Genomic DNA, 26,576 nt, shown 5'->3' on the forward strand with positions numbered 1-26,576 from the left:
ACAGTGCCTACCTAGGCTTGGTGAAAATTTAAATTGCAATTTACCAATTTGAATTTTTATCCGTGCTATGTTCGAACAATTAATCCAGTTTTTTTGAGAATTTGAACCTATAATTGGTTTATTTTGTATTCCAAATTTCATTTTCCATGGCTGATTATCCCGTATCACCCCGCCGTACCCCGCGCAAAAAGTTAAAAATGCCAATATTTGGTGGCATGATGGGTGGATCCTCTTCAGGTCCTGCAGATACAGGAAAGAATTTCACCACCTATCTGATTGCCATTGTAGCTGTCGCATTAATCGCACAAATCTACTTGCCTCAATTCTGGGCTGAAAATTTATATGACTCTCCAGATGAACTGACTGAGATGACTTTAGATGGAGCGATTCGAAAGAAGTATGCGGACGCATCAAATAAAAATGAAATCCATTATATTTTAGTTGTTAAAGAAAAGGGCAATGCGCGAAAAAAAATTGATTTGTATTTAGCTGACCCTAATTTTTTCGATCAGGTAGCTGTTCCTTTTCGTGTCAAAAAAGAAGCCGGTAGCCTCGCAGTGCGTGTCACACGCTTCGCCAAACCCGATACTGTATTGAATATCAATCTGTTAAAAAAATAATCAATTAGTTGATTATTCGGTTATGACTTTTATATTTGCGTTATAACATACCTCTATGCCTGGCGCAACTGCATCAAACATTAGACATCTTTTATCTAGATCTTTATTCGGTTTTTCTGCTAATGACTATGAAAAAGCGATGGGATATGGGTCACTAACTTCTTTAGTGGACCAAGCTTTATTAGCCCCAGTTCCACTTCCTGCTGCTCCTAATGCGTGGGTTTCGCTCGTTCCTGCTCAGGCCCAACAAGATTCCGGCGATGCTGGACGCTGGTATACGGAATTAACGCAATGGTGGAATAAACGCATGTTTACTCAGGGTTTAAGCATGCAAGAAAAAGTCGTTTTATTTCTGCACAACCATTTTTCCTGTGAACGTGCCAAGGTGAATTATCCCCAACACATGTATCAGCAGAATCAATTGTTTCGGAAATTTGCCTTTGGCAATTTTAAACAGCTTGTAAAAGAAATAAGTGTAGATCCCACCATGCTGATTTATCTTGATGGTAATAATAGCCGCGGGGCAGCGCCAAATGAAAATTATGGTCGGGAATTATTGGAACTCTTTACGATCGGTATCGGTAATTATTCGGAGAATGATGTTAAACAAGCTGCTAAAGCTCTCTCTGGATACCAAGTGCGTGGCTTAACGGTTACCTATGATCCAGCCCGTTCCTACACAAATGCCTCACTTACCATTCTAGGTAAAACAGCCAAGTTTAATGTTAATTCGTTGGTCGACTTAATTTTCGAGCAAAAAGCAACGGCTGAATTTATATGCCGCAAGATTTATCAACATTTCGTATACTATAAAGCGGATGAAGTTTTTGTAAAGAAAATGGCAGACGTTTTTCGATCCAATAATTTTGAGTTGAAACCAGTATTTCGATTTTTGATGCTTTCGGATGAGTTTTACCAACCAAGTATTTTGGCTAGTCGGATAAAAAATCCACAAGAATTAATGATTGGGTCATTAAAGCTTCTGCAAATACCAGTGCCAGATTGGAACAATGTATTTGAGCTAGCAAGAACGTTGCAAATGCAATTATTTCAACCACCTGATGTCGCGGGCTGGCCCGGACAACGGGAGTGGATAAGCTCGACGACCTATTCGCACCGAGGCGGATTTACGGATTCGTTACTATCTGGAAAGCGGTTCAATGGCGCTAATGTTACGGGCAAATTGAATCCTTTGGTATATGCGCGAAGTTTTGCCAACTGCGAGAAAGCGGTGGCCTTTGTCAATCAACTCATTGACCTATTTATAGTATTTCCAATTTCGGATACTAAGCGTGCATTTTTGCTAGAAACGATGTTGGAAGGCACGATTGCGGCCAATTGGTCTACAAATACACCTCAAGCAGATGTGCGTATTGCTCGTTTAATTAAGGCCATGATGCGCATGCCCGAATATCAATTGAACTAAGGATGAAAAAGAAGATCAGTCGGCAATCATTTTTACAATCGATGGCAGTTTTGTCCGGAGGCGTTTCGTTTGGCATTGGTTCGATACCAGGTAAAGCCTTTGCACAGATTCCTTCTGCTCTTGCAGGTCAAGCAGAGCCCGGAAAAGTTTTAGTAATCATTCAGTTGGGTGGAGGAAACGATGGATTGAACACCGTGATTCCAGGTGAAGATGATAAATATTACTCAGCCCGTCCCAATATTGCTATACCAAAAGCAAGTGCCCTTAAGTTAGATCAAGACATGTATTTGCATCCCTCGATGGTAGGGATTAAAAAATTATATGATGCGGGCCAAGTAGCCATTGCCCAAAATATTGGGTACCCGAACCCGAATCGCTCGCACTTTAGAGCTACGGATATTTGGAATACAGGTTCTGCCTCAAATGTGGTTTTGGAGGAAGGTTGGGCTGGCCGTTATTTACTGACGCAGTACCCTAATTTCCCGATTCAAATGCCTAAGCATCCGATGGCGGTCCAATTGGGCTCTGTTGAATCCTTGGCTTTCCAGTCAGATCTTGGCCGTTTTGGCACTGTTTTTGAAGATCCGAACCTATTTTATCAATTGGTTAGTGGTTCCACTGCTGATATAGATGCTCCGCCGAAAACGCAGGCAGGAGAGGAGTTAGGTTTTTTAAATCAAGTGGCAGCAGCTTCGATTCAGTTTGCTACGGTCATTCAGTCCAGTGCGGCTAAGGGGAAAAATTCGTTAACCTACCCAAGTACAGGTTTAGGTAGGCAGTTGGGAATCGTGTCAAAGTTGGTGTCTGGAGGCTTAGCCACCCCCATTTATCTAGTTAATATAGGTGGATTTGATACGCATTCGAATCAATTAACGCAGCATGCCAATTTGTGGCGAACGATTTCAGAGGCTGTTTCTGCTTTTCAAACAGATTTGAAGAATCAAAATTTGGCTGACCGGGTAAGTGTGATGACATTCTCGGAGTTTGGTCGGCGCATTAATCAGAATGGATCATTAGGTACGGATCATGGAACGGCTGCGCCTATGTTTATTATTGGAAAAACGGTTCGTGGAGGTATTGTGGGTGCTAATCCGGATTTAACTTCCGTGGATGCAAATGGTGATTTGAAATTTAAATACGATTACCGTCAGGTATATAGTACAGTTTTACGGGATCACCTAGGCTTAGATAATGTGCGCACGGCGACGATTTTTCAATCTACTTTTGAGCGACTTCCTTTGTATAACAATTCGATCGAGGGAATGCCTGAGCAACATACGATGGAATTATTGGTGCCTTGGCCGAATCCGATTCGCCAAACTGGCTTAATTCAATATGGTATTTTTGTGGAGACGGATGTATTAGTAGCAGTTTACGATATTCAAGGCCGCTTAATTCTGAATTTGTTTGAAGGAAAGCGCGCGGTAGGTTCTTATTCTGTAACCTTGGAGGGTTCTTTGCTAGCCTCAGGTCATTACATTCTGAGTTTGCAAAATCTTCGTGGTGGCCGAATAACACGAAGTATCCAGATTCAAAACGATTAATTTTTTCCGGCCAAGCAATATTTGTTACCTTTGATGAATCAAATGCAGGCAACAATTCTACATTTTGGTCGTTATTCATCAAATTTTAACTAATGCGTTTATTTCTGCTAGCAAGTTTTTTGTTGACCGGGTTTACTTCAATAGCTCAAAATCCGTTTTGGTTTTTAGGTCAACGGTCTGGTGGGTATACCGATCGCTTTGATGCCCATTCTACCGTTTCGATCGGTATGGGATCTTCGAATTATATAGGAGATTTAGTTCCCTTAGGTGGTTTTACACAGGCCGGAATTCAGTCGATGCGCTGGAATCTAGGAGCTCAGTTTACACGTCATTTTTCAAAAAATTTCAGTGCTCGATTTGGTTTGTCGTATGTGCGACTTGCCGGGGACGATAATTATTTTGATCAAAATGGGGACTTTTCAGGCAGTTATTACCGCAATTTGCACTTTCAAAATGACTTAAAGGAGTTAACTGTTTTAGGTGTTTTTGAACTGATGGGTAATAAAGAATTCATTCGCAAAAGACCCCAATTTGCACCATATGTAATGGCGGGAATTGCGGCATTTTCACATGACCCCCGGGCTCGAAAAGATGCTGTTATGTCGAATGGGACATTAGTCAAAGGAAATTGGATTAGTTTACATGGTCAAAATACCCCATCCGAAGGAAATTCCTACAGTTTGGTGGGACTGGCCATTCCGGTGGGCGTAGGTTTTCGCTACCGTTTGACGGATGATTTTGATCTTGGTTTTGAAATCATGCACCGCGTGGCGTTTAGTGATTATTTGGATGATGTATCAGATAATCGGAGCAGTATTTCGCCAGCAACTAGTTTTTATACGAATCGCTCTACACTTAGCGTTGCCCCCAATACCTTAGCTGTTCGAAATACGACCAAACCCACTGTTGTGCCCGAATATTCATGGGGAGTAGATCAGTATTTTACCACCCAAATTCAGTTGGTATATCACATTCCTAAAAAGTAGTCTGTTGAACCGCTTCCTTTTTTTTGTTGGTTTATTTTTGAGCTGTCTGACGTTTGATACGCTAGCACAACGCTGGGCCTTATCGGCCACGACAGGAATGAATCTATATAAAGGAGATGTAAGTGATTGGAAGTTATTGCCAAATTTTGACCAAATTAAAAATTTAGGCTCTACAGTAAAATTTAATGTTCGTTATCAACGTACGCAGGCTTATGCATATCGGGCACAGGTAAGCATTGGTAGTATACGAGGTAATGGAGTGAATAATCCAGGACCCAATTCGACATTTAATTCGTCGACATTTACTTCGCCTTTAGTCGAAATTTCAGGTATTGTGGACTATAATTTTTTGGATTATCAGACTGATAAAAGGATTAAGAACTGGTCGCCTTATGTGTATGGTGGTTTGTCGTATGTATTTGCTAGCCCTAAAGGTGGAATACCATCAATGAATGCTTTAGGTAAAATCCCCTTTTTTACCTGGGCCATTCCGTATGGGGTGGGCGTTAAGTATCAATTAACTCCTCGGTTGGGATTGCAGTGGGAGTTTGGTTCGAGTAAAACTTTTACAGATGTATTGGACAATGCCCCCTCTGATATATTAAATCAGAGTCACTTTACGACCCAACAAACGGATCAGGTTTTACAGAGTTCAATTACCTTAACGTATGTGATCAAATCCGTTTTTTGTCCTCGCGAATAATCCCTACCTTTGCCACCTATGTGTAAGTTTAGTTCATTGTGAATCAGAATTTAAAAGAATCTATTGACCTGGGCAATCTGCCTGCTCACATTGCCGTTATTATGGATGGTAATGGTCGCTGGGCAAAACAGCAGGGATTTGCGGATCGAATTTTTGGTCACCGCAATGCGTTGACGGCTGTTCGGGAAACAATTGAAGGGTGTGGAGAGCTGGGAGTGGGGTATTTGACATTGTATGCATTTTCTACGGAGAACTGGAATCGTCCACAATCTGAAGTAAAGGCATTAATGAGTTTGTTGATAAGTACCATTCACGATGAATTACCATCGATGATGAAAAATAAAGTGCGTTTGCAAGCGATTGGTGATTTAAGTTCGTTGCCTGTGAACTCCCAAAAGGTTTTGCAGGATGCGATAAACCAAACGGCTGAAAATACGGGTTTGACTTTAGTTTTGGCCTTATCTTATTCAGGTAAATGGGATTTAGTCCAGGCAACTAAGCAGGTGGCGTTGAAAGTAGCTGCTGGTGAATTATCGGCTGATGCGGTGAATTCAGAAGTGATTGATCAGCATTTGGCTACGGCGGGAATGCCGGATCCGGATTTAATGATTCGGACGGGTGGGGATCATCGAATTAGTAATTTTATGTTGTGGCAATTAGCCTATGCAGAGTTATATATTTTTGAAGAGTTATTTTGGCCTGATTTCCGAAAAGAGCATTTACATCAGGCAATTTTAGATTTCCAAATGCGGGAACGTCGGTTTGGGAAAACGAGTGAACAAGTTAAACGCGAGGGCTAAGCCTATTCATGAAAAATATCAAGTGCATGCAGTTTCAAAAAGTGTCTAATCAATTTAAATTGTTCCGATTTATAGTTTTGGGATTATTTCTTTTAGGTAGTCAATTAGGTTTTGCTCAAATACGTGGGGGTAGATTATTTCCCTCTACTGCACCGTCAGGTCCCACATTTTCCTTTGCTGATCCTCAAGAATTAGAGATTGCGGGTATCGAGGTAACTGGTTCACAGTTTTATGATGGAAACTCGATGATTAATATTTCGGGTTTACAAGTTGGTGATAAAATCAAAGTTCCAGGAGATGCGATAGCGACAGCAATTCGCAAGATTATGGATCAAGGAATTTTGGATGATGTGGAGATTTATGTGGTTAAAACGGAAGAATCTAAAATTTGGTTAGGTATTCAATTAAAGGAGCGTCCTAGATTGTTTGCGTTAAAATATACGGGTATTCGTAAGGGGGAGACGGAGACTTTGAATGAAAAAGTCAAGACATATAAGGGTAAGATTATTACGGAAACGTTACGCAAAAATCTGGAACTAGTTATTCGAAAGTATTACCAAGAAAAAGGGCGATTGAATATCAAAACGAAGTCACAAATCGTAGTAGATACCTTACGTGGTAATAATGCTACGCTTGTAATTGCGGTAGACAAAGGTGCTAAAGTTAAGGTGAATAAGATTATTTTGAATGGAATTGAGGCTAAACAAAGAGCATTAATCCTACGAAAAATCAAGAATACCAAGCAGCAGCGATTTGGTCGTGTTTTTAAGCCTTCTAAATTTGTTCCTAAGAAATGGGATGAGGATAAGGAGACATTACTTGCGGCGATGAATAAGTTGGGTTTCCGTGATTTTCAAATTGAATCTGACTCAGTTTCTCGATTTAATGATGAGTCTGTTAACTTAACAATTAATTTAGTTCAGGGCAAAAAATACTTTTACCGGTCGATCATTTTTGATGGGAATTACATATATCCGGACTCGGTTTTGAATGATGTTCTGGGTATAAAAAAGGGAGATGTGTTTAACACGGAAGAGTTAGATAAGAAAATGGCTGGAAATCCAGGTGAAGACTTGAGCTCTGTTTACATGGATAATGGGTATTTGTATTATAATGCTGAGGCTGTAGAAACAGCTATTGTAGGTGACTCGATTGATTTAACGATTCGTATTAGTGAGGGAAAGCAGGCGACCATCAACAAGGTTGTGTTGAATGGTAATACCAAAACTTCTGACCATGTTGTTATGCGCGAAATTCGTACGCTTCCAGGTCAGAAATTTAATAAGTCGGCAATCATCCGTACTGTTCGTGAGTTATCGACCATTGGTTATTTTAACCCAGAAAAAATTACACCAAATCCAATTCCGAGACCGGATGGTACGGTGGATATTGAATATAATGTGGAGGAGAAACCTTCTGATCAGATTGAATTATCTGGTGGCTGGGGTGGATTCATTGGTTTTGTGGGAACATTGGGGGTTGTTTTTAATAACTTCTCTGCGAAAAATTTAACAAAATTGTCGGCATGGCGTCCTTTGCCAGCTGGAGATGGTCAAAAATTATCGGTTCGTTTTCAGGCGAATGGTGCGGCTTTTCAAAACTATAGCTTAACGTTTACGGAGCCTTGGTTAGGTGGTAAAAAACCTAATTCATTTTCTGTTTCGTTGAATCGAAGTGTATCGTATCCGTATCAGTTTCGGAATACGGGATTTGGTGGTCAAAATCAGTTTGGTGGAGGCGGTTTCGGTGGAGGCGGCTTTGGTGGTGGTGGTTTTGGCGGCGGTGGATTTGGCGGCGGCGGCTTCGGTGGTGGTGGTTTAGGAGGATTTAATGGTGGTTTGGGTGGATTTAATTCCTTTGCTGTTCCTGATTCATTACGTACGGCGCACTTTAATGTGACTAGCATTACGTTCAGTTTAGGAAAGCGCTTAAAATGGCCAGATGACTATTTTTCGTTAAGTAATTCCCTAGCGCTTTCTTCGTTTGATGTTGACCGTTATTACACATGGGCTTATCCACAGGGTATTTCTACTTCGATTACCTTCATGACTAACTTCTCTCGGAATAGTATTGATAACCCAACTTTTTCGCGAAATGGTTCTAGTTTTTCACTGACAGGTTCCTTGACTCCACCTTTTTCTTTATTGGGCGGGAATAAATCAGGAACCTTGATTGAATATCATAAATGGATGTTTGATGCTAGTTGGTTTACCCCTTTGATTGGCAAATTGGTACTTCATACCCGTGCCCACTTGGGTTTCTTGGGGGCTTATGGCAATCGGGAGACAACTCGTTTCGAGCGTTTTGATGTGGGTGGTTCCGGTATGGTGCAAGGATTTCAATTTAACCGCGATATCATCGGGTTAAGGGGTTATAAAGATAGGTCGATTGGGCCATCAGGTTCGTATGGTAATGGAGGTGTCGCGTACAATAAGTTTGTATTGGAAGCGCGTTATCCTGTTTCGTTGAATCCCTCGGCAACGATATTTGTTTTGGGATTTGCTGAGGGAGGAAATAATTTTTCTTCTTTAAAAGAGTATAGTCCGTTTAATTTGTATAAGTCGACAGGTATAGGCGCGCGTATTTTTATGCCTGCTTTTGGTATGATTGGTATCGATTATGGTTTTGCGTTGGATAAGCCGCGTCCTGGGGAATCGGATTTTGGCCGACAAGCATTTACGTTTTCGATTGGTCAGCAAATTAGATAAGCATGAAAAAGTCGATTTTTTTCTTAATTTTGGTGCTTGCATGTATAGGTCAACGGACCTTTGCGCAGAAATTTGGATATATCGACACGGAGTTTATTACATCTAAAATGCCAGAATATCAGAAGGTTCAAGTGAAAATTGACCAAATGACCGAGGCTTGGATGAAAGATATTGAGCTAAAAAACGAAGAAGTTCGGAAGTTGGAGAAAGACTATCATTTGGAGGAATTACTTCTTACAGATGAGTTGCGTCGGCAGCGATTAGAGCAGATTCGATTAAAAAATAAAGAGGCAACTGATTTTCAAAATATGATTTTCGGATCGGAAGGTGAATTATTCAAAGCCAAATTAAATGGATTTAAGCCCATTTTAGATGAAATTTCGAAGGCAGTTGAGCGTGTAGTGCGCCAAAAACGCTTGGATTTTGTCTTCGATAAGGCAAGTGAAGGTTTAGCAATGATCTACACGAATCCGGTACATGATTATTCTGATTATGTGTTGGAGGAACTAGGATTGGAATTAGACCCTAACATAAAAAAGTAGCGACTTGTACGTTGCGCAGTTAGTAGATAAAAAAAATAAAAAACAACTAGATTAAACTTTTATGAAAAACAAACTATTCTTAGCGATGAGCCTTGTGTTTGGTATGGCTATTTTACCAGCAAAAGCACAAGTTAAAATTGGATTTATTAATGCGGATTATATCCTAAGTCAAATGCCAGAAGCAAAGCAAGTGGAGGAAGATTTGAAAAATACGCAAAAACAATATGAGACCTTGTATCAAGGAAAGGTGAAAGATTTTCAAGATAAGTTAGCTGCGTTTGAAAAAATGAATGCAGATCCAAAAGCTGCTGACATCATTAAGCAGGACAAAGAAAAAGAATTGCAAAATTTACAAACGTCGATTCAAGAGTTTCAGCAAAACTCACAGTCTTCATTGCAAAAGAAGCAAGCGCAATTGTTGCAACCTCTATTGAAGAAAGTTGAAGAGAACATGCACGCAGTGGCTACTGAAAATCAATTTACATACGTATTTAACTACGATGCAGGTATGGGAACAGCGCCTATTTTATTGCACTACCCAACAGAAGCAAATATTTCAGATTTGGTATTGAAGAAAATGGGTATTACACCAAAGCCAGCTACGGCGGCAGCGGCTCCAGCAGCAGCACCAGCACCCAAGAAAAAATAAGTTGAGTTAGAATCATTTTAGAAAGCCCTGACGAAAGTCGGGGCTTTTTTTGTTTCGTAGAGACGCGATACTTCGCGTCTATTATGTCGCGTCTATTTTGATTTAGACGCGGGGTATCGCGTCTTTACATGTTACCAGAAAAATCGAATAGTTTGAACAATGGAAGTCAAAGCAATTACGCTTAAGACAACGAAATGAAAGCTTTTTTCGGGGATTCGCTTAAGTATTAATTTGCCTATATAAGATCCTGCGATACTGATTAAGATTAAAAATGGGATTAAGATAAGGTGATCCTTAGTAAAATACCCACTAGCGATGTAAACTGCTGCCCGACTAGAATCTACGCCTAGGTCAATAATAGCAGAGGTAGCTATAAATACATTTTTTTCAAGGCTGAATGCCGTTAAGATTATCCCGCGAACGGCTCCGCCTGTGCCAATTAAACCTGCTAGAAATCCTGAAATTGTTCCTCCTACATAAAGATTTGTTGATGTTTCCTTACGTGTTTTGGCGTGTCCAGAAATTAAATAAAGAGCAAGCAAGAGAATTAGTATATTCATCGCTAGTTCAATCGACTTTTGTGGGATGTAATTTGTCAATAAAGCCCCTATTGTCACGAAAATTACGGCCGGTATGCCCAATTTAAGAACGATTTTCTTGTCGATTCCTTCGTGGAAAAAATAGATTTTGGCTAAGTTACTGAACACATGAAAAACAGCGGTTATTCCAAGAACGACTTTAAAGTCAAGAAAAATGGATGCTATTGGTACGAAGAGAATGGATGATCCGAATGCGCTGACAGTACCAATGATTTCAGCGAGTAATGCCAATAAGAAAAAAAGCGAATAGTCGCCCATGTACCTTATTCTTCTTTTTGGAGAAGTTTATTTTGAAAGAGTAATATAATGACTACTCCACAAAAAATGGCGGCATCTGCAAAATTAAAAATGGGTGTCGAATAGTAACTACCGCCCCAAACAGGAATCCAAGATGGTAAAATACCTTCCCAAAAATCAAAGAAAAACATGTCAATAACTTGACCATGAAACAGGCGGAATGGCGATTCCAGTGGAGCATTGTCAAACCAAACGCCATAGAATACCGAATCAATCAGGTTACCTACAGCCCCGCCTAAAACAAGAGCTACACATGTTAAAAATAAGGGCTTGTTGTTTTTAACCGTTAATTGGTATAGGAAATAACCGATACCAAACATGGCTACAATTCGAAATAAAGTTAAAATCAATTTCCCATAAGCCGACCCTAATTGCATTCCAAATGCCATACCTGGATTAAGGGTATAGTGAAGTTTTACGTAGGATCCGATTAGCTCTATTTGGCCAAAATAGCCTGGCTCCATAAAAAAGTGGACGCTAATTTTAATGAGTTGATCCATGCAAATAATCAGCAAACTGAGCAAAAAATACCGGTAGTTAGATTTCATTAGGTAGTTTTTCTTCGACGAACTTCTTTTTGTAATAGGGCAAATTCTCTGGATGTTTGGCCAGCAATGGAACTGTTTTCATCTGCCCGACGGAATAGATACGGCATTACTGACTCGATTGGGCCATATGGCACATATTTAGCCACATTGTATCCTGCAGCTGCTAAGTTGTAACTGACATTATCCGACATCCCTAATAATTGCGCAAAATAAATATGTTTGTGATCATTCGAAACTTCGGCCGCATGCATTGCCTCTGTTAATTGCAAACAACTTGCTTCATTATGCGTTCCAATGCAGAAATTAACTTTATCGATGTGCTGGAGGCATACTAACATACCCTGATTAAAATCGTGGTCTGTTGCCGATTTTTCTTTATGTAGCGGTTCTGAATATTCATCTTCATGCGCCCTTTGTCTTTCTTTTTCCAAATAGGCACCACGCACGAGTTTAACCCCTAAATAGTATCCTTTCGTTTCAGCCGTAGCAATCGCTTCGGTGAGATTTGCCAACATATCTACGCGGTACATTTGGTACGTATTGAATATGATGGCTTCGTCTTTATTAAACTTTTCCATCATTTCGTACGCCAAAACATCGATCGTTGTTTGAATCCAACTTTCTTCCGCATCAATAAATAATTTCACATGTAGATCAGCGGCTAATTGGCATATATCAATGAGCAAATCTTTGCTATGCTGGTAAGCAGCCTCATTTTCTTCGGCAAGACCTACTTCTGTTTGAAATTCTTCTAATAGTTCAATTTGAAAAATACCGGTCATCTTAAAGACTGCAAATGGAATAGCGGAATCTATGTGCGCCTTCCGAATTGTTTCTTGGATTTCGTTTTTCGTTTTTTGGAAAGACTTTTCGCTTTCTTCACCTTCCACAGAGTAGTCCAGGATAGTTCCGATTTTTCCATTGTGAAGTTGTGTAATTATTTTTTGACATTCTTCAATGCTTTCACCCCCACAAAATTGTTCGAAAAGAGTTGATTTAATCAGTTTTTTGATGGGAAAGTGAAGGAAAAGGAGCAATTTGATAAAAAAAGTCCCTAACTTTACAATCCAAATTTGATTCATAGCAGCAAAAATCCAATAGGATTTACTGAGTTTGAAATCAGATTTTGATGAGAAGGCAATTTTTGTGTCTTCGAATGATAATTGATTCAAGGTCTTTGAATACGAAGGTTGATTCATTTATTTCAAAAGTAGGGTGCAAATATAAGAGAATATATCTTCCGTTTTTCGGAAATTTTATAAATTAATAAACAAAAATTAGGGGACGCGTGTCCTTGTTAATCCAATAAATATGAATGCCAATTTAGACATAGTACCGATGCAGGAGTGGATTCAGACTGGTGGAAAACCGTTAATTATTGCGGGTCCATGTTCTGCTGAAACTGAGGAGCAAGTGTTAGAAACTGCTCGCCGTATCAAAGCGGAAGGTTATGCACACATTATGCGTGCTGGTGTATGGAAGCCACGTACACGTCCAGGAAGTTTTGAAGGGATGGGAGAGCCTGCTTTAAAATGGTTGGTAGAAGCGAAGAAAGAAACAGGTTTGCCGCTTGCAATTGAAGTAGCAACTCCAGAGCACATTGAATTGGCATTGAAATATGGTGTAGATGTTTTGTGGATTGGTGCGCGTACGACAGTTAATCCATTTAATGTTCAGGATTTAGCTGATGCATTAAAAGGAGTAGATGTACCCGTTTTGGTAAAGAATCCAGTAAATCCTGATTTAGCTCTTTGGGTAGGTGCTTTTGAGCGTTTACAAGGTGCAGGAATTAAGAAATTAGGTGCTATTCACCGTGGTTTTTCGAATGCTCAAGAAACAAAATACCGTAACTCACCCATGTGGGCAATGGCTGTTGAATTGAAACGTTTATTTCCGCAAATGCCATTGATAGGTGATCCTTCACACATGGCGGGTAAGCGTGCGTTATTGATGGAATTATCTCAACGGATTTTGGATTTGAATTACGATGGTATGATTATCGAGACGCACCGTGATCCGGATGCTGCTTGGTCTGATGCTTCGCAGCAAGTAACTCCTGAGAAATTAGGCGAGATGTTGCGTGAATTAGAAGTTCGCAATGCAAATTATGGGGCTGATTTCTCTGATGAATTAGCGAGTCTTCGTGAGAAGATTGATAATATTGACCGTGAATTGTTAGAGGTTCTTGCAGCACGTATGTCGGTCGTTGAGAAATTAGGGGAATACAAGCGTGACAATAATGTAGCTGTTTTGCAATTAGATCGTTGGAAGCAATTGCACAATGATCGGGCTAACCAAGCAAAAGGCTTAGCCTTATATCCAGAATTTGTAGAAGAATTGTTTAAGTTGGTGCACCTAGAATCAATCCGTAAGCAAACGGAAGTAATGAATTCTGCAACAGCTTAACACATATTGAATTAAGAGGTAAGAGGTGAGAGGTAAGAGGTGAGAGGTAAGAGGTGAGAGGTGAGAGGTAAGAGGTGAGAGGTGAGAGGTAACATGGTTCACCTCTTACCTCTCACCTCTTACTTACCTGATAGCTCCCCCAAAACACAAGTCCCATCCCGATACATACAAGGAAAGATGGGAATCCGTGTCCTATAATGATTTCTATCAAGATAGAAAATAATACGGCGCTGTTGCCTACGGCACCAGCAATACTTGTCTTTTCATTGAGAAGGGCCTGTGTTGTGAAGTATTGAACACCAAGTGCCAATAAGCCCATAATCAACGCCCATGCCCATTCCGCTCCTTGAGGCGTCACCCATTTTCCAGTAAAAAAACTATTGGGATAATCTCCCCACGTACCTAAGGCCAATGAGACACTGGATGCAATAAATCCCGCCGCCATAAACGATACCACCACCCAACGCGAATCATAATATTTTTGAGCTTCTTTAATTGCTAAATAGCCTAATGCCGTTCCCATAGCATAAATAATCCCAGTAGCATGATGGAGTAGCTGGCCTTGTGCCTCTGGTTGAAAAATTAAAAGAATTCCCAAAAAGCCAATTATCAAATACAAAATCTGTCTAGACGTAAGTCGTTCATTGGGGAAAATAAAGAAGCTAAAGATTGCAATGAAAAGAGGGAAGGCTTGACCATAGGTATTTGTTAAGGAAAGGCCGAGGTGCTCCAACGTGAAAAATAGGCAATATAGGGTAAAAGCGCCCAATAAACCGCGCATTATGATGAAGTACAATTTACCCCCAGTTTGAATGGCTGGGGTACGGTATAAACTAGTCAATAAAAATGGTAGGCCCACAGCGCTGCGAAAAAATACGAGTTCAACAGATCCGAATCGGGTGCTCATGGATTTGGCGATTGCCGACATGAGGGCAAAACACAAAGAGGAAAGTAGCATATAGCCAATTCCCTTATTTAGAAATAGTAGTTTTTTGAAGTCTATTTGCATGAAAAATCAGTCACAGGCCCCACGGGGATTCGAGCAAATTTTGGTAACTTGCGTCTCAATTTCAAAGGTATGACAAAAAAGATTATTTTTTCTCCTGATGCTCCAGCGGCCATAGGTCCTTACTCGCAAGCCGTGGAAGTAAATGGCATGTTATTTGTATCTGGCCAGATCGCATTAGCTGCGTTTGAAGCAGGTGTTTCTATCGAGGATGAAACGGAGCAAGTGATGAAAAATTTGGGTCATATCTTAGCCTCTGCTGGATATACGTATCAAAATGTCGTAAAATGCACCATTTTCGTGAAAGATATGGGACATTTTGCTCAAATTAATGCCGTTTATGGCTCCTTTTTTAGTGAAAATTTTCCTGCACGTGAAACTGTTGAGGTAGCTCGTTTACCCAAAGATGTTCGTGTAGAAATTTCTTGTATTGCCCATAAATCATAAATCATGTCTCAAAAAGTTCGCGTTCGCTTTGCTCCAAGTCCTACAGGACCCTTGCACATTGGAGGTGTTCGAACAGCTTTATATAATTATTTATTCGCTCGTAAAACAGGTGGTACGTTTATTTTACGTATTGAGGATACAGATCAAGCACGTTTTGTGCCCGGTGCCGAACAATATATTTTAGATAGTTTAGCTTGGCTTGGCATTAGCCCAGATGAGGGCGTAGGAGCCGATGGGCCACATTCGCCTTATCGTCAAAGTGAACGCAAAGTGCTTTACAGGCAATATGCTGATCAATTATTAAAAGAAGAGAAAGCATATATTGCTTTTGATTCTTCCGAGGAGCTTGAAGCCATGCGTACGCTCTACGAAAGTAAAGGCTCTGCATTTCAGTACAATGCCCTAACACGGGTAAAACTGCGTAATTCGTTGGCTCTTTCAAAGGCCGAAGTTGACGCATTACTGGCCTCGGAGACTCCCTATGTAATCCGGCTAAAAGTTCCAGCGAAAGGCGAAATTCGATTTCAGGATAGCGTTCGGGATTGGGTGCACGTACATACTTCGAGCATGGATGATAAGGTTTTAATGAAATCAGACGGTATGCCTACCTATCATTTAGCCAATGTTGTGGATGATCACATCATGGAAATAACCCATGTTATTCGAGGTGAAGAATGGTTACCATCCGCTCCATTACATATTTTATTATACCAATCTTTTGGTTGGCAAGCACCCCAATTCGCTCATTTGCCTTTATTGTTAAAGCCTGAAGGGAATGGAAAATTATCAAAGCGCGATGCGGATTTAGGTGGATTTCCTGTTTTCCCAATGGAGTGGACCGACCCACAATCAAGTGCTATTTCAAAAGGGTTTAAGCAAGAAGGCTATTTGCCAGCAGCAACACTTAATTTTTTAGCTTTTTTGGGATGGAATCCCGGTACAGAACAAGAATTGTTTAGTTTGGATGAGTTGGTTGATGCTTTTTCATTGGAGCGCATCAATAAAGCAGGTGCTAAATTTGATGTTAATAAGGCGAAATGGTTTAACCAGCAATATTTAAAGCAATCGGATAGTAAGGAATTAGCGCAAGTCTATTTACCTAATTTGCCAGCGAAAGATGCTGATGCCTTTGTTCAGTTGTTTTTGGATCGTGTTACTTTTCCGCAGGAATTAGGCCAATTGGTTCATGAGTTTTCTCAAAAACCTCATGCGTATGATGAGGTTGTTTTAGCTACTAAGTGGAATTTAGAAGCGCAAAAAGGGCTACATGTGCTCGCTGCTTCATTACCTACCTGTTCCACTTGGGATGCCGATGGTATTAAACATGCGATTCATGTTGCTTTGGAGGAAACTGGAATTAAAATGGGAAAAGTGATGCAGATATTACGTGTTGCATTGAGTGGGAATGGTGCAGGTCCGGACTTGATGATCTCCATGCAATTATGGGGAAAGGACGAAGTAAATGAACGAATAAATGCGGCTTTGTCCGTTTTTCCTAAACTTGCGTCATGAAAGGTAAATTGAAATCCATTCCGAAAGTACCTAAAGTTCATCCCGATTTGGCTGGCTTTGAAATGAATATAGATTCATTTGGTCAGATAACGACGACGTTAAATCGAGATAAGTTGAATACCTTTTTAGATAAAGAAATGCCTGAGGATAAAAAAAGAAAGTCGAAAAAAGATGAAAGTAACGAAGGATGATGTAGTTAAGATTGCGCATCTAGCCCGTTTAGAGTTGAAAGATTCGCACGTGGGTGATATGCAGGATTCCATCAATAAAGTTTTGGACTGGATGGAAGCGTTAAATGCCGTAGATACAACGGGTGTGGCTCCTTTGGTGCACATGACATCTTCATTAAATCACTTTCGGGAGGATGTGGCTAAGGAGGGTTTGGATCGGAAGATGGCATTGGTATTGGGTCCCGATACAAATGAGAAATATTTTAAAGTTCCTCAGGTAATTGAATAATTAGCCGATGTAATAGGCAATTGCCTTTTTCATTTCGGATGTTGAAACCGGTATGTCATATCCGCAATCTCCGATACCTGTAAGTAATGAAAAACGAATTTCCCCTCCTCTGTTTTTTTTGTCTTGAGCCGTTAATTTGATGATGGCAGGAATTTCGTCTATAGTTAATTTCACTCGACCGTAGGTTTCAAAAAGATAAATCTCAATCGACTCAAGTTCTTCTTGACTAATTAAGCTGCGATGATAGGCAATAAATGCCTCCATGATCATGCCTACAGCAATCGCTTCTCCGTGTAAAATTCGTCGTTTACCTAAATTTAGTAAATACGTTTCCACAGCGTGGCCGAGGGTATGGCCAAAATTTAATATTTTGCGCAATCCTGCCTCTTTGGGATCTTCAGCAACGACCGCTTTCTTTATTTCTACTGAATGGCTAATAAGGTCAGCAAAGTTGATGTTTTCAAAACCTTTGTGGCTAATTTCTTCCCATTTTTCTTCATCACGAATCAAACAATGTTTGATGATTTCGGCATAACCAGACAGTTTTTCCCGTTCAGGAAGTGTTTGGATAAATTCAGGGTCTATCAGCACCATTTTGGGTAATTGAAAAACGCCAATGTGGTTTTTGTAATGTTGAAAGTCAATGCCTAATTTTCCACCAACACTTGCATCTACTTGGGCTAAAAGTGTAGTTGGGATTTGAATAAAATCGATACCTCGTTTATAGGTTGACGCACAAAAACCGCCCATATCGCCGATTACCCCACCACCTAGATTAATCACCAGGGCGTGTCGGTCCATATTAGCTTTCGTCATCGCATCCCAAATGCGCGCACACGTTTCAATGGTTTTATTCTCCTCGCCAGATTTTATGATGATTTTTGTGAATTTACTTGGCAGTAGTGATTTGATTTTGGGTAAGCAATATTTGTTTGTATGTTCGTCGGCAATCACCGCGATATGCGAATACGAGTTCTCGGCTAAATAGTGGTAGAGCGATGTGGAAATTGGGCCGATTTGAACAGACATGGATGAAAAATTTCGAATTAAATTCAAAAATACAAGGAATTTAGCAAAATGGGTGATTTGTAACCTGAATTTTGGTTTTGTGGAATGCTTTTTCTTGCCTAATTTTGTCACCGCTTGAGTAAGTCCACAACTTAGAACATATTATGAGAGAAATTCAATTTAGAGAAGCCTTGCGTGAGGCGATGCAAGAGGAAATGAGACGTGATGATACGGTCTTTTTGATGGGAGAGGAAGTTGCTGAATACAATGGTGCTTATAAAGTTTCTCAAGGCATGCTGGACGAATTTGGTCCTGATCGCGTGATTGATACGCCGATTGCTGAATTAGGTTTCGGTGGTATTGCGGTAGGAGCATCTGCGAATGGACTTCGCCCGATTGTTGAATTCATGACCTTCAATTTCTCGTTAGTTGCGATTGATCAAGTTATTAATTCAGCAGCAAAATTGATGTCTATGTCCGGAGGCCAATATTCTTGCCCAATTGTTTTTCGTGGTCCTACGGGAAATGCAGGTCAATTATCTTCACAGCATTCGTCTAATTTTGAAAATTGGTTTGCCAATACACCTGGTTTAAAAGTAGTTGTTCCTTCAAATCCTGCGGATGCAAAAGGTTTGATGAAATCAGCTATTCGTGATAATGATCCTGTTATTTTTATGGAGTCGGAAGTGATGTATGGTGACAAGGGTTTTGTTCCAGATGGTGAATATTTAATCCCAATAGGTAAAGCTTCTATTGTTAAGGAAGGAAAAGACGTTACGATCGTAACATTTGGAAAAATGCTTTCACGCGTGGTTATGCCTGCGGTAGAAGAATTGGAAAAACAAGGATTTAGTGTTGAAGTGATTGATTTACGAACTGTTCGTCCAATTGACTATGCAACTGTTGTTGAATCTGTCAAGAAAACGAATCGCTGTGTGGTTGTTGAAGAAGCAAATCCATTGGCAGCTATTTCTTCTGAAATCACCTACCATTTGCAACGCTGGGCCTTCGATTATTTAGATGCTCCAGTTGTGCGTGTTAACTCACGAGATTTGCCTTTACCTTATGCACCTACGTTGATCGATGAGATTTTACCAAGTGTTGAGCGTACGATTGCAGCCGTAAAAACGGTAACATATCGGAAGTAGTCTGCTAGTCGTCAGTCGTCAGTCATCAGTCGCTAGTCGTCAGTCATTAGAATAAAAATTTAATATAAAAAAGCCCTACCTGGATCTCCAAGTAGGGCTTTTATTTTGGTTTAAACTAGCGACTAGCGACTAGCGACTGATGACTAGCGACTGACGACTGACGACTAGCGACTATAGTACATAAATAAACCGGGATCCATCGACATCCACACCTTCAAGTTTTGTTCTCCCTTTGCGAGCCTCTAGTAATTCAGCGGCTTCTTTTGGATTGGTTACCACCTTATCGTTTATTTTGGTGATAATTGAACCTTTTGATAAGCCATACATTTCGAGGCGGCCATCTGGTAAAACATCAACAACCTTTACGCCTGAACTGACATTAAATTTCTCTTTATCGGCATTGGTAATCGGGCCAAATTTAGCTCCTAAGAATTCTGATTTATAGGATTCACTAGATTCGCCTTTTAGAATGGACGTATTACCATCCTTGTTTTTAAGCATTACGTTAAATTCCTTTGTTTGGCCATCACGGTTAACTGTGACACGCACGGCCTCACCTGGACGTTTGCTACCTACAATTTCCATTAATTTCGACGTTGTCTTTGTCTCTATTCCTTCCACTTTGGTAATGACATCGTTAATTTTCACTCCGGCATCCTTGGCTGCGGAATTCTCTGAAAAGCCACCTACGTAAATTCCCGTGGATATTTTAAGATCTTTTTCGTCTACTAATTTAGCGTTGACCTCTGAAATATTTACGCCAAGGAATCCACGTTGTACGTTGCCATATTTAATAAGATCCCCTGAAACTTTTTTGACAATGCTTACAGGGACAGCAAATGAATAACCGGCAAACTGGCCTGTGCGGGAATAAATGGCTGTATTTATTCCTATCAATTCCCCTTTCAGATTAACTAAAGCTCCACCGGAATTACCAGGATTTACGGCCGCATCTGTTTGAATAAAGGATTCTAATGGGTTTGCGGCTCCGTCGCCATCGCGATCGATAATATTTTGACGGCCTTTAGCTGATATGATTCCTGCCGTTACTGTTGACTCTAAATTGAAAGGATTTCCTACGGCAAGTACCCATTCGCCTACTTTTACATTGTCAGAGTCACCAAAATTCAAAAATGGCAATCCAGTTGCCTTAATTTGAATTACTGCCAAATCAGATGATGGATCTGTCGAGATAACCTTAGCTTTAAATTCGCGTTTGTCATTCAACATGACCGTGATTTCAGAAGATTCAGCTACTACGTGATTGTTTGTGACAATATATCCATCTGAACTTATGATTACTCCTGAACCCGATGCTTCTTGTGGCTGAGGTGATTGGCGGCGACCACCACCTCCAAATGGATCTCCATATCCGCCAAATAATTCTTCGAATGGGTTAGATGGCTGGCGTGATCGTTGTTGCATTTTAGTTTTAATGTGCACGACAGCAGGCGTTGTTTTTTCAGCTGCATAGGTGAACTCTCCAGGGTTCCCTGGTGCATTTATACTTGAAATATTACTTGTAAAGGCTGATGGCGCATTGCTTATAGAAGCCGACGAACCTAAATCGAATAATTGATAGGCCCCTAGTGTGGCTCCACTAGATAATAAGGCTATGACTACATAGGATTTTAACTGATTTTTCATTTCCATTTTTTGCTTTTTTTATTTGTTACGAATTTAACGTAAAAATGAATTGCTTATTGACTTATTAACAAGTTTTAAGAATTTGTAGAAAATTTTATTTGCCAATGGAAATGGCTATTTTTGTTGCTTTAATTTTACCCAACGAACATTCGAATGATTTTAAGTGAGCAAGAGCAATTAAGGCGTCAAAAACGGAATGAGTTAATCGCATTAGGTATTGATCCGTATCCAGCAGCTGAATATCCGGTTAATGTTCATTCGGATGAAATATTGGCTCAATATAAACCAGATGAAAATAACTATCAAGAAGTAGTTTTAGCTGGTCGCTTGATGGGTTTTCGAATCATGGGTAATGCCTCTTTTGCTGAGTTGCAAGATGCTGAAGGGCGTATTCAATTGTATTTTCGTCGAGATGATTTGTGTCCTGAGGAAGATAAAACCTTGTATAACACTGTTTTCAAGAAGTTATTAGATATTGGTGATATTATCGGTGTTAAAGGATATGCATTTACCACGCAGGTGGGTGAAATTTCCGTTCACGTGCGCGAGTTTACGATACTTTCCAAAGCCCTCCGCCCTTTACCTGTTGTCAAAGAAGCTGAAGGTCAAACGTATGATGCCTTCTCTGATCCAGAAATGCGTTATCGTCAACGTTACGTTGATTTGATTGTCAATCCACATGTAAAAGATATATTCATTAAGCGTGCCAAAATCGTTTCTACCATGCGCAGCATGTTTGATTCACGTGGCTGGCTTGAAGTTGAAACGCCCGTATTGCAAGCGGTTCATGGAGGAGCGGCTGCTCGTCCGTTTAATACACATCATAATACGCTGGATATGCCGCTTTATTTGCGCATTGCAAATGAGTTGTATTTGAAGCGTTTGATTGTTGGCGGTTTTGACGGCGTATACGAGTTTGGGAAAATGTTCCGTAATGAAGGAATGGATCGGACACATAATCCAGAATTTACTTCATTGGAATTCTATGTGGCCTATAAGGACTATCATTGGATGATGGATCTTACTGAGACTATTTTCCAAACAGTTGCACAAACACTGCATGGCCAAACCAAAATACAAGTTGGCGAAAATCAAATCGAATTTGCCGGACCATACCCGCGTTTAACAATCTCAGGTGCAATCTTGCAGTATGGGGGAGTGGATGTAGATGCGATGTCTGAATCTGAATTGCGCGCACATTGCTTGAGTTTAGGAATGGACGTAGATAAGCAAATGGGTAAAGGGAAATTGATCGACGAGTTATTTGGGGAAAAGGTAGAGGCGAATTTAATTCAGCCTACGTTCATCACCGATTACCCCGTTGAAATGTCCCCATTAACCAAAAAACACCGTTCAAAGCCAGGCTTGGTTGAGCGATTTGAACTGTTTGTCAATGGAAAAGAGATTGCGAATGCCTACTCAGAATTAAATGATCCGATTGATCAGAAAGAGCGTTTTGAAGATCAATTACGTTTGGCTGAAAAAGGAGATGATGAGGCCATGGCGATGGATTTCGATTTTTTGCGCTCGTTGGAATATGCGATGCCACCTACATCTGGAATTGGTATTGGCATTGACCGTTTGACCATGTTGATGACCAATCAATCATCTATTCAAGAAGTATTGTTTTTCCCTCAAATGAGGCCAGAAGTAATTAAAGAAGTTTCTTCAGACAGTGATTTCGTACAAGCAGGTGTCCCTGAAGTTTGGATTCCGGCCTTGCAAAAAATGGGAATTTTAACATTAGCTATACTTAAAGAAGCTAATCCTAATAAATTATTTAATGACTTAGGAGGTATGCGCAAGAAGTTGAAGATTGATGTGGCATTGCCTTCCAAAGAAGAAATTATCGCCTGGATTGGATAGAACATAAAAAAAGCCTTCATGATGAAGGCTTTTTTTTCTCTTTAACTAGAGATCAATGGGGCAATAAATATATATTGAAATCTACTGATTTGCTCTAATCAAAAATCCGAAAGAAAAATTAGATTTTCTTTACGTTGATTGCGTTTGCTCCACGCTTTCCATCAGTAACTTCGTAAGATACTGAATCATTTTCGCGAATTGTAACACCTGAAAGGCCAGTTACGTGTACGAAAATGTCTTCACCTGTTTGATCGTCAACTACAAATCCAAATCCTTTGGTCTCGTTGAAAAATTTTACTTTACCAGTTTGCATAAAAAAAATGTTAAAAATTAATACCTAAATAAACCTTTCTGCGATCAAGTCGAACGTTGCGAAATCTAGAATCAAAAACTAATTAAAGAGGAAGATACTAGAGAGGGCAGGTCTGAGCTATGGCTGAATTAAATCTTTTAAGTGGTCAAATGTATAAAAAATTATATTGTATGCAAGCAATTTAAAATAAATTATCAGTTTATGAAAAATAATTTAGTATTTTATTTATAATTTATATAATATTTTTAATTATATGAATTTTAATTCTGTAAATACTTATTTTTCAAGTATTTTTGAAAGTTATTTTTTTTCACTTTATGAACAGAATAAAATACTTCGTTGAGAATCAAGCCTTTGGAGTCTGTACACATATCGGTGAAAAATTTAAAATCTCTACAAGTAGCATTCGCTTATATTTTATTTACACCTCATTCCTGACATTGGGTTCCCCAATCATCATCTATCTGTTTTTAGCTTTCTGGATGAATATCCGTCGGTATTTACGTCAGCGAAATAATCCTTCTGTTTGGGATATTTAGAATCGTATTGATTGAAAAGATTTTATTCCTTGAATGAAATATGCCCAAATGATTGATTTTGAATAGCTTTTTATCCAGTATTTTTGTTGGTGCGCAGCTAAATTATTCTTCTGATTCGACCACAAATAGCCATAAAAACTCTTGTGAGCCTTTAATATAGCTACTAGCTGGTTTATTTCGCCTTTTAGCAAAAATTGAATGCCTGCTATTCCATCTAATGCCATACGTCCAAAAATCGTTTGCCATTTCGTTTTTGGATCCCAATTTTTATAGAGTAAGATTAAGTTATTTCTAAAATTCAGGTAAGTTTTCTGCGGATTCCCTTGTGGCAGTGTTCCCCCACCCACATGTAGAACTTCACTCGTAGCTATGGCAGCTACTTGATAGCCGGTGCGTTGTAGGCGCCAACAAAAATCAATTTCTTCCATGTGGGCAAAGAAGTCTGCATCTAATCCACCAACTTCCCAATATGCTTTAGCCCGTACCACTAAACAAGCACCTGAAGCCCAATTGACTAAACTGGTTGGGTATTGATTTAAATTTTCCTCAACGGTATCAAACAGTCGTCCGCGGCAGAATGGGAAACCATAGTTGTCCCAATACCCACCCGCAGCACCTGCATATTCAAATTTAGTTGGATTGTCATAGGCAAGTATATAAGGTTGAGCAGCTGCTACTGTTGGGTTATCCTGCATGTAGGTCATTAATCCATTTAGCCAATTGGCTTTTGGTTCAATATCGGAATTCATTAATACATAATATTCAGTATCTACTTGCGCTAAGGCGGTGTTGTAACCACCTGCATATCCTTCATTTTTAGTCGATTGCAATAATCTAATTTGTGGATAATTTATTTTCATCCACTCGACTGAGTTATCCGTTGATCCATTGTCGGCAACAATTACCTCAGCCAGCACGCTTGTTTCAAGTACTTTGGGTAGGAATTTTGCCAAAAAATTTTGGCCATTAAAGTTTAGGATAACCACAGCGATCGACATGTCGCAAAGGTAAGTGTTTTCGTTTAATTAGAATTTCTTTGATAAAGATGTATTTTTGTTTCTTTGTCAATAAATGAAACGTATGTGGGAATCCTTATTTAGAAAGAAGTCAATCGATAAAATCATTTCGGATCAAGCGGAAATGGAAAATTTGGCTGGAAATCATCTAGTTCGCAATTTAGGTGTGCGCGATTTGACTTTTATGGGAATTGCGGCCATTATAGGTGCAAGTATTTTTTCTGCCATTGGGCAGGCATCTGCGAATGGCGGGCCTGCTGTTTCCATGTTATTTGTATTTACAGCCATGGCCTGTATGTTTACCGCTTTTTGTTATGCGCGTTTTGCTGCCACTGTACCTATTTCTGGTAGTGCCTACACCTACGCTTATACTAGTTTAGGTGAAATTGTAGCTTGGATTTTGGGTTGGAATTTATTGTTGGAATATGCTATTTCTAATGTAGCGGTCGCTATTTCGTGGTCCAAATACTTTGTTGACCTACTAGAAGGCTTAGGCTTCCATGTACCTGAATATTTAACCATGGATTATTTGTCCGCGAAACGTGCCTTTTCAGCAGCTGAAGTGGGTATGCAATCTGGCCAATCACTTGAATCAATGTCTGTCAATATTAGAGAAGGATATGCTGCTTTTGCATCTGCACCTACCATATTCGGTTGGCATTTTGTTGCCAACATCCCCGCATTGTTAATTACAGTTGCCATAACTTACTTAGTTTATATTGGAATTAAGGAATCGAAAAACACCAACAATGTTTTAGTTGTGTTGAAGTTGGCCGTCATCGCTCTCGTGGTAGGCGTAGGCGCCTTTTATGTTCAAGTTGAAAATTGGACTCCATTTGCGCCGAATGGCATTTCGGGTGTTTTAAAAAGCGTGGCTGCCGTTTGCTTTGCTTACATTGGTTTTGATTCTATTTCAACAACGGCAGAGGAGTGTAAAAATCCACAACGTGATATTCCCAAGGCCATGATGTGGGCTTTGTTGGTTTGCACGGTTCTCTATGTCATGGTGACGTTGGTACTTACGGGTATTGTGCCATCTCATTTATTGGCTGGAATTGAAGATCCTTTGGCATTTATGTTCATGAAGGTTAATCTACCTGGTGTCGCTGGTGTTGTCGCTGCAAGTGCAGTTATTGCCTTGACTTCGGCTTTGCTTGTCTACCAACTTGGTCAGCCACGGATTTGGATGACGATGTCACGTGATGGATTATTGCCAAAAGCTTTTGCGCGCATTCATCCAAAATATCACACGCCATCTTTTTCTACGATCATGACTGGAGTGTTGGTTGGAATTCCAGCGCTATTTGCGAATTTGGAGGAGGTAATTAACTTAAGCAGTATAGGTACATTATTTGCTTTTGTACTTGTTTGTGGCGGGGTTTTAGTCCTGGATTTGGATCCAGAAAATCAGAAAAAATCAAAGTTTAAGATTCCATATTTGAATGCAGGTATTTGGGTTGGTGCTACATGGCTTGTGGCCTTGTATCTTTCACTCCCAGATGGACAGTCGTGGTTATCGTGGATTCAAGGATATGTCGAAGGTGATTCCAAGGCAGATCATGTGATTATGTCTGGCTTTTTCCTGATTTGGTTAGTCTTGTCAATTTTTAGTTTTACCCATAAACTTTCGTTAATTCCAGTCCTAGGTTTATTGGTTAATTTATACCTGATGACTCAAATGGGCGCCACAAATTGGGAGCGCTTTTTATACTGGTGCTTGGCCGGGATTGTTATTTATTTTGGGTATAGTTATCGGAAGAGTAAACTTAGGGGAAGTGAGAACTAAG

The 26,576-nt window shown here is 39.9% G+C and carries 26 protein-coding genes; 18 read left to right on the plus strand and 8 right to left on the minus strand.

Features of this window, described 5'->3' with window-relative positions:
• The first annotated feature begins 146 nt into the window (after positions 1-146).
• The 9 genes from ACIQ6T_RS02490 to ACIQ6T_RS02530 all read left to right on the plus strand — a co-directional run bounded on the left by ACIQ6T_RS02490 (position 147) and on the right by ACIQ6T_RS02530 (position 9,978).
• The gene (locus ACIQ6T_RS02490) at positions 147-620 is read left to right on the plus strand and encodes a hypothetical protein (protein ID WP_395783886.1); all 474 of its coding nucleotides are present in this window, start codon (positions 147-149) and stop codon (positions 618-620) included.
• Between the two features lie 55 nt (positions 621-675).
• The gene (locus ACIQ6T_RS02495; protein ID WP_395783888.1) at positions 676-2,046 is read left to right on the plus strand and encodes a DUF1800 family protein; all 1,371 of its coding nucleotides are present in this window, start codon (positions 676-678) and stop codon (positions 2,044-2,046) included.
• A gap of 2 nt (positions 2,047-2,048) precedes the next feature.
• Positions 2,049-3,590 carry a DUF1501 domain-containing protein gene (locus ACIQ6T_RS02500; RefSeq protein WP_395783890.1) on the plus strand — a complete coding sequence of 514 codons (1,542 nt, stop codon included), beginning with the start codon at positions 2,049-2,051 and terminating at the stop codon, positions 3,588-3,590.
• Positions 3,591-3,682: 92 nt separating this feature from the next.
• Positions 3,683-4,576, plus strand: a complete 894-nt coding sequence (locus tag ACIQ6T_RS02505; RefSeq protein WP_395783892.1) for a DUF6089 family protein — start codon at positions 3,683-3,685, stop codon at positions 4,574-4,576.
• A 4-nt stretch (positions 4,577-4,580) separates the two neighbouring features.
• Positions 4,581-5,279 (plus strand): DUF6089 family protein, encoded by a 699-nt coding sequence (locus ACIQ6T_RS02510; protein WP_395783894.1) that lies wholly within the window; start codon positions 4,581-4,583, stop codon positions 5,277-5,279.
• Between the two features lie 101 nt (positions 5,280-5,380).
• Entirely contained in the window at positions 5,381-6,079 is a 699-nt protein-coding gene (gene uppS, locus ACIQ6T_RS02515) for a polyprenyl diphosphate synthase (RefSeq protein WP_395784064.1), read from the plus strand.
• Positions 6,080-6,087: 8 nt separating this feature from the next.
• Positions 6,088-8,787, plus strand: coding sequence for an outer membrane protein assembly factor (locus ACIQ6T_RS02520; RefSeq protein ID WP_395783896.1), 2,700 nt, complete (start codon positions 6,088-6,090; stop codon positions 8,785-8,787).
• 2 nt (positions 8,788-8,789) lie between these two features.
• Entirely contained in the window at positions 8,790-9,329 is a 540-nt protein-coding gene (locus tag ACIQ6T_RS02525) for an OmpH family outer membrane protein (protein ID WP_395783898.1), read from the plus strand.
• 61 nt (positions 9,330-9,390) lie between these two features.
• Positions 9,391-9,978, plus strand: a complete 588-nt coding sequence (locus ACIQ6T_RS02530) for an OmpH family outer membrane protein (protein WP_395783900.1) — start codon at positions 9,391-9,393, stop codon at positions 9,976-9,978.
• Positions 9,979-10,109: 131 nt separating this feature from the next.
• Here the strand turns inward: ACIQ6T_RS02530 and ACIQ6T_RS02535 are convergent, their stop codons facing one another.
• From ACIQ6T_RS02535 to ACIQ6T_RS02545, 3 genes are read right to left on the minus strand one after another with little or no spacing between them, the layout of a single operon-like run.
• The gene (locus ACIQ6T_RS02535) at positions 10,110-10,835 is read right to left on the minus strand and encodes a sulfite exporter TauE/SafE family protein (RefSeq protein WP_395783902.1); all 726 of its coding nucleotides are present in this window, start codon (positions 10,833-10,835) and stop codon (positions 10,110-10,112) included.
• Between the two features lie 5 nt (positions 10,836-10,840).
• Positions 10,841-11,422, minus strand: coding sequence for a lipoprotein signal peptidase (locus tag ACIQ6T_RS02540; RefSeq protein ID WP_395783904.1), 582 nt, complete (start codon positions 11,420-11,422; stop codon positions 10,841-10,843).
• Positions 11,422-12,621: a proline dehydrogenase family protein gene (locus tag ACIQ6T_RS02545; RefSeq protein ID WP_395783906.1), complete on the minus strand. Its 1,200-nt coding sequence runs from the start codon at positions 12,619-12,621 to the stop codon at positions 11,422-11,424. The genes ACIQ6T_RS02540 and ACIQ6T_RS02545 overlap by 1 nt, the downstream gene beginning before the upstream one ends.
• 112 nt (positions 12,622-12,733) lie before the next feature.
• On the opposite strand from ACIQ6T_RS02545, the gene ACIQ6T_RS02550 reads away from it, so the two are divergent.
• Positions 12,734-13,828: a chorismate mutase gene (locus tag ACIQ6T_RS02550; RefSeq protein WP_395783908.1), complete on the plus strand. Its 1,095-nt coding sequence runs from the start codon at positions 12,734-12,736 to the stop codon at positions 13,826-13,828.
• Positions 13,829-13,940: 112 nt separating this feature from the next.
• On the opposite strand, the gene ACIQ6T_RS02555 is transcribed toward ACIQ6T_RS02550, so the two are convergent.
• The gene (locus tag ACIQ6T_RS02555; RefSeq protein WP_395783910.1) at positions 13,941-14,837 is read right to left on the minus strand and encodes a DMT family transporter; all 897 of its coding nucleotides are present in this window, start codon (positions 14,835-14,837) and stop codon (positions 13,941-13,943) included.
• A gap of 69 nt (positions 14,838-14,906) precedes the next feature.
• On the opposite strand from ACIQ6T_RS02555, the gene ACIQ6T_RS02560 reads away from it, so the two are divergent.
• The 4 genes from ACIQ6T_RS02560 to gatC are packed head-to-tail and all read left to right on the plus strand — an operon-like array spanning position 14,907 to position 17,252.
• The gene (locus ACIQ6T_RS02560; protein WP_395783912.1) at positions 14,907-15,281 is read left to right on the plus strand and encodes a RidA family protein; all 375 of its coding nucleotides are present in this window, start codon (positions 14,907-14,909) and stop codon (positions 15,279-15,281) included.
• A gap of 3 nt (positions 15,282-15,284) precedes the next feature.
• Positions 15,285-16,793 carry a glutamate--tRNA ligase gene (gltX, locus tag ACIQ6T_RS02565; RefSeq protein WP_395783914.1) on the plus strand — a complete coding sequence of 503 codons (1,509 nt, stop codon included), beginning with the start codon at positions 15,285-15,287 and terminating at the stop codon, positions 16,791-16,793.
• Positions 16,790-16,984, plus strand: coding sequence for a hypothetical protein (locus ACIQ6T_RS02570; protein WP_395783916.1), 195 nt, complete (start codon positions 16,790-16,792; stop codon positions 16,982-16,984). Before gltX ends, ACIQ6T_RS02570 begins: the two co-directional genes overlap by 4 nt.
• Positions 16,965-17,252, plus strand: a complete 288-nt coding sequence (gatC, locus tag ACIQ6T_RS02575; protein WP_395783918.1) for an Asp-tRNA(Asn)/Glu-tRNA(Gln) amidotransferase subunit GatC — start codon at positions 16,965-16,967, stop codon at positions 17,250-17,252. The genes ACIQ6T_RS02570 and gatC overlap by 20 nt, the downstream gene beginning before the upstream one ends.
• On the opposite strand, the gene aroB is transcribed toward gatC, so the two are convergent.
• A complete protein-coding gene (gene aroB, locus ACIQ6T_RS02580) occupies positions 17,253-18,281 on the minus strand; it encodes a 3-dehydroquinate synthase (protein ID WP_395783920.1) in 1,029 nt (342 codons plus the stop codon).
• 143 nt (positions 18,282-18,424) lie between these two features.
• On the opposite strand from aroB, the gene ACIQ6T_RS02585 reads away from it, so the two are divergent.
• Positions 18,425-19,408, plus strand: a complete 984-nt coding sequence (locus tag ACIQ6T_RS02585; RefSeq protein ID WP_395783922.1) for a pyruvate dehydrogenase complex E1 component subunit beta — start codon at positions 18,425-18,427, stop codon at positions 19,406-19,408.
• A 171-nt stretch (positions 19,409-19,579) separates the two neighbouring features.
• Here the strand turns inward: ACIQ6T_RS02585 and ACIQ6T_RS02590 are convergent, their stop codons facing one another.
• Entirely contained in the window at positions 19,580-21,055 is a 1,476-nt protein-coding gene (locus tag ACIQ6T_RS02590) for a Do family serine endopeptidase (protein WP_395783924.1), read from the minus strand.
• A 153-nt stretch (positions 21,056-21,208) separates the two neighbouring features.
• Between ACIQ6T_RS02590 and lysS the strand changes: the two genes are divergently transcribed.
• Positions 21,209-22,921 (plus strand): lysine--tRNA ligase, encoded by a 1,713-nt coding sequence (gene lysS / locus ACIQ6T_RS02595; protein ID WP_395783926.1) that lies wholly within the window; start codon positions 21,209-21,211, stop codon positions 22,919-22,921.
• Between the two features lie 118 nt (positions 22,922-23,039).
• Here lysS and ACIQ6T_RS02600 read toward each other — a convergent pair whose 3' ends face one another.
• Positions 23,040-23,234 carry a cold-shock protein gene (locus ACIQ6T_RS02600; RefSeq protein WP_395783928.1) on the minus strand — a complete coding sequence of 65 codons (195 nt, stop codon included), beginning with the start codon at positions 23,232-23,234 and terminating at the stop codon, positions 23,040-23,042.
• A gap of 317 nt (positions 23,235-23,551) precedes the next feature.
• Between ACIQ6T_RS02600 and ACIQ6T_RS02605 the strand changes: the two genes are divergently transcribed.
• Positions 23,552-23,773, plus strand: a complete 222-nt coding sequence (locus tag ACIQ6T_RS02605; protein ID WP_395783930.1) for a PspC domain-containing protein — start codon at positions 23,552-23,554, stop codon at positions 23,771-23,773.
• On the opposite strand, the gene ACIQ6T_RS02610 is transcribed toward ACIQ6T_RS02605, so the two are convergent.
• Positions 23,770-24,771 (minus strand): glycosyltransferase family 2 protein, encoded by a 1,002-nt coding sequence (locus tag ACIQ6T_RS02610; protein WP_395783932.1) that lies wholly within the window; start codon positions 24,769-24,771, stop codon positions 23,770-23,772. The two genes, ACIQ6T_RS02605 and ACIQ6T_RS02610, sit on opposite strands and share 4 nt — an antisense overlap.
• Before the next feature lie 82 nt (positions 24,772-24,853).
• Between ACIQ6T_RS02610 and ACIQ6T_RS02615 the strand changes: the two genes are divergently transcribed.
• On the plus strand, positions 24,854-26,575 hold the full coding sequence (locus ACIQ6T_RS02615; RefSeq protein ID WP_395784066.1) for an amino acid permease: 1,722 nt from the start codon (positions 24,854-24,856) through the stop codon (positions 26,573-26,575).
• The last annotated feature ends 1 nt before the right edge of the window (position 26,576 follow it).

This window comes from Aquirufa sp. (genome assembly GCF_044377215.1).
In the GTDB taxonomy this organism is placed as follows: Bacteria; Bacteroidota; Bacteroidia; order Cytophagales; family Spirosomataceae; genus Aquirufa.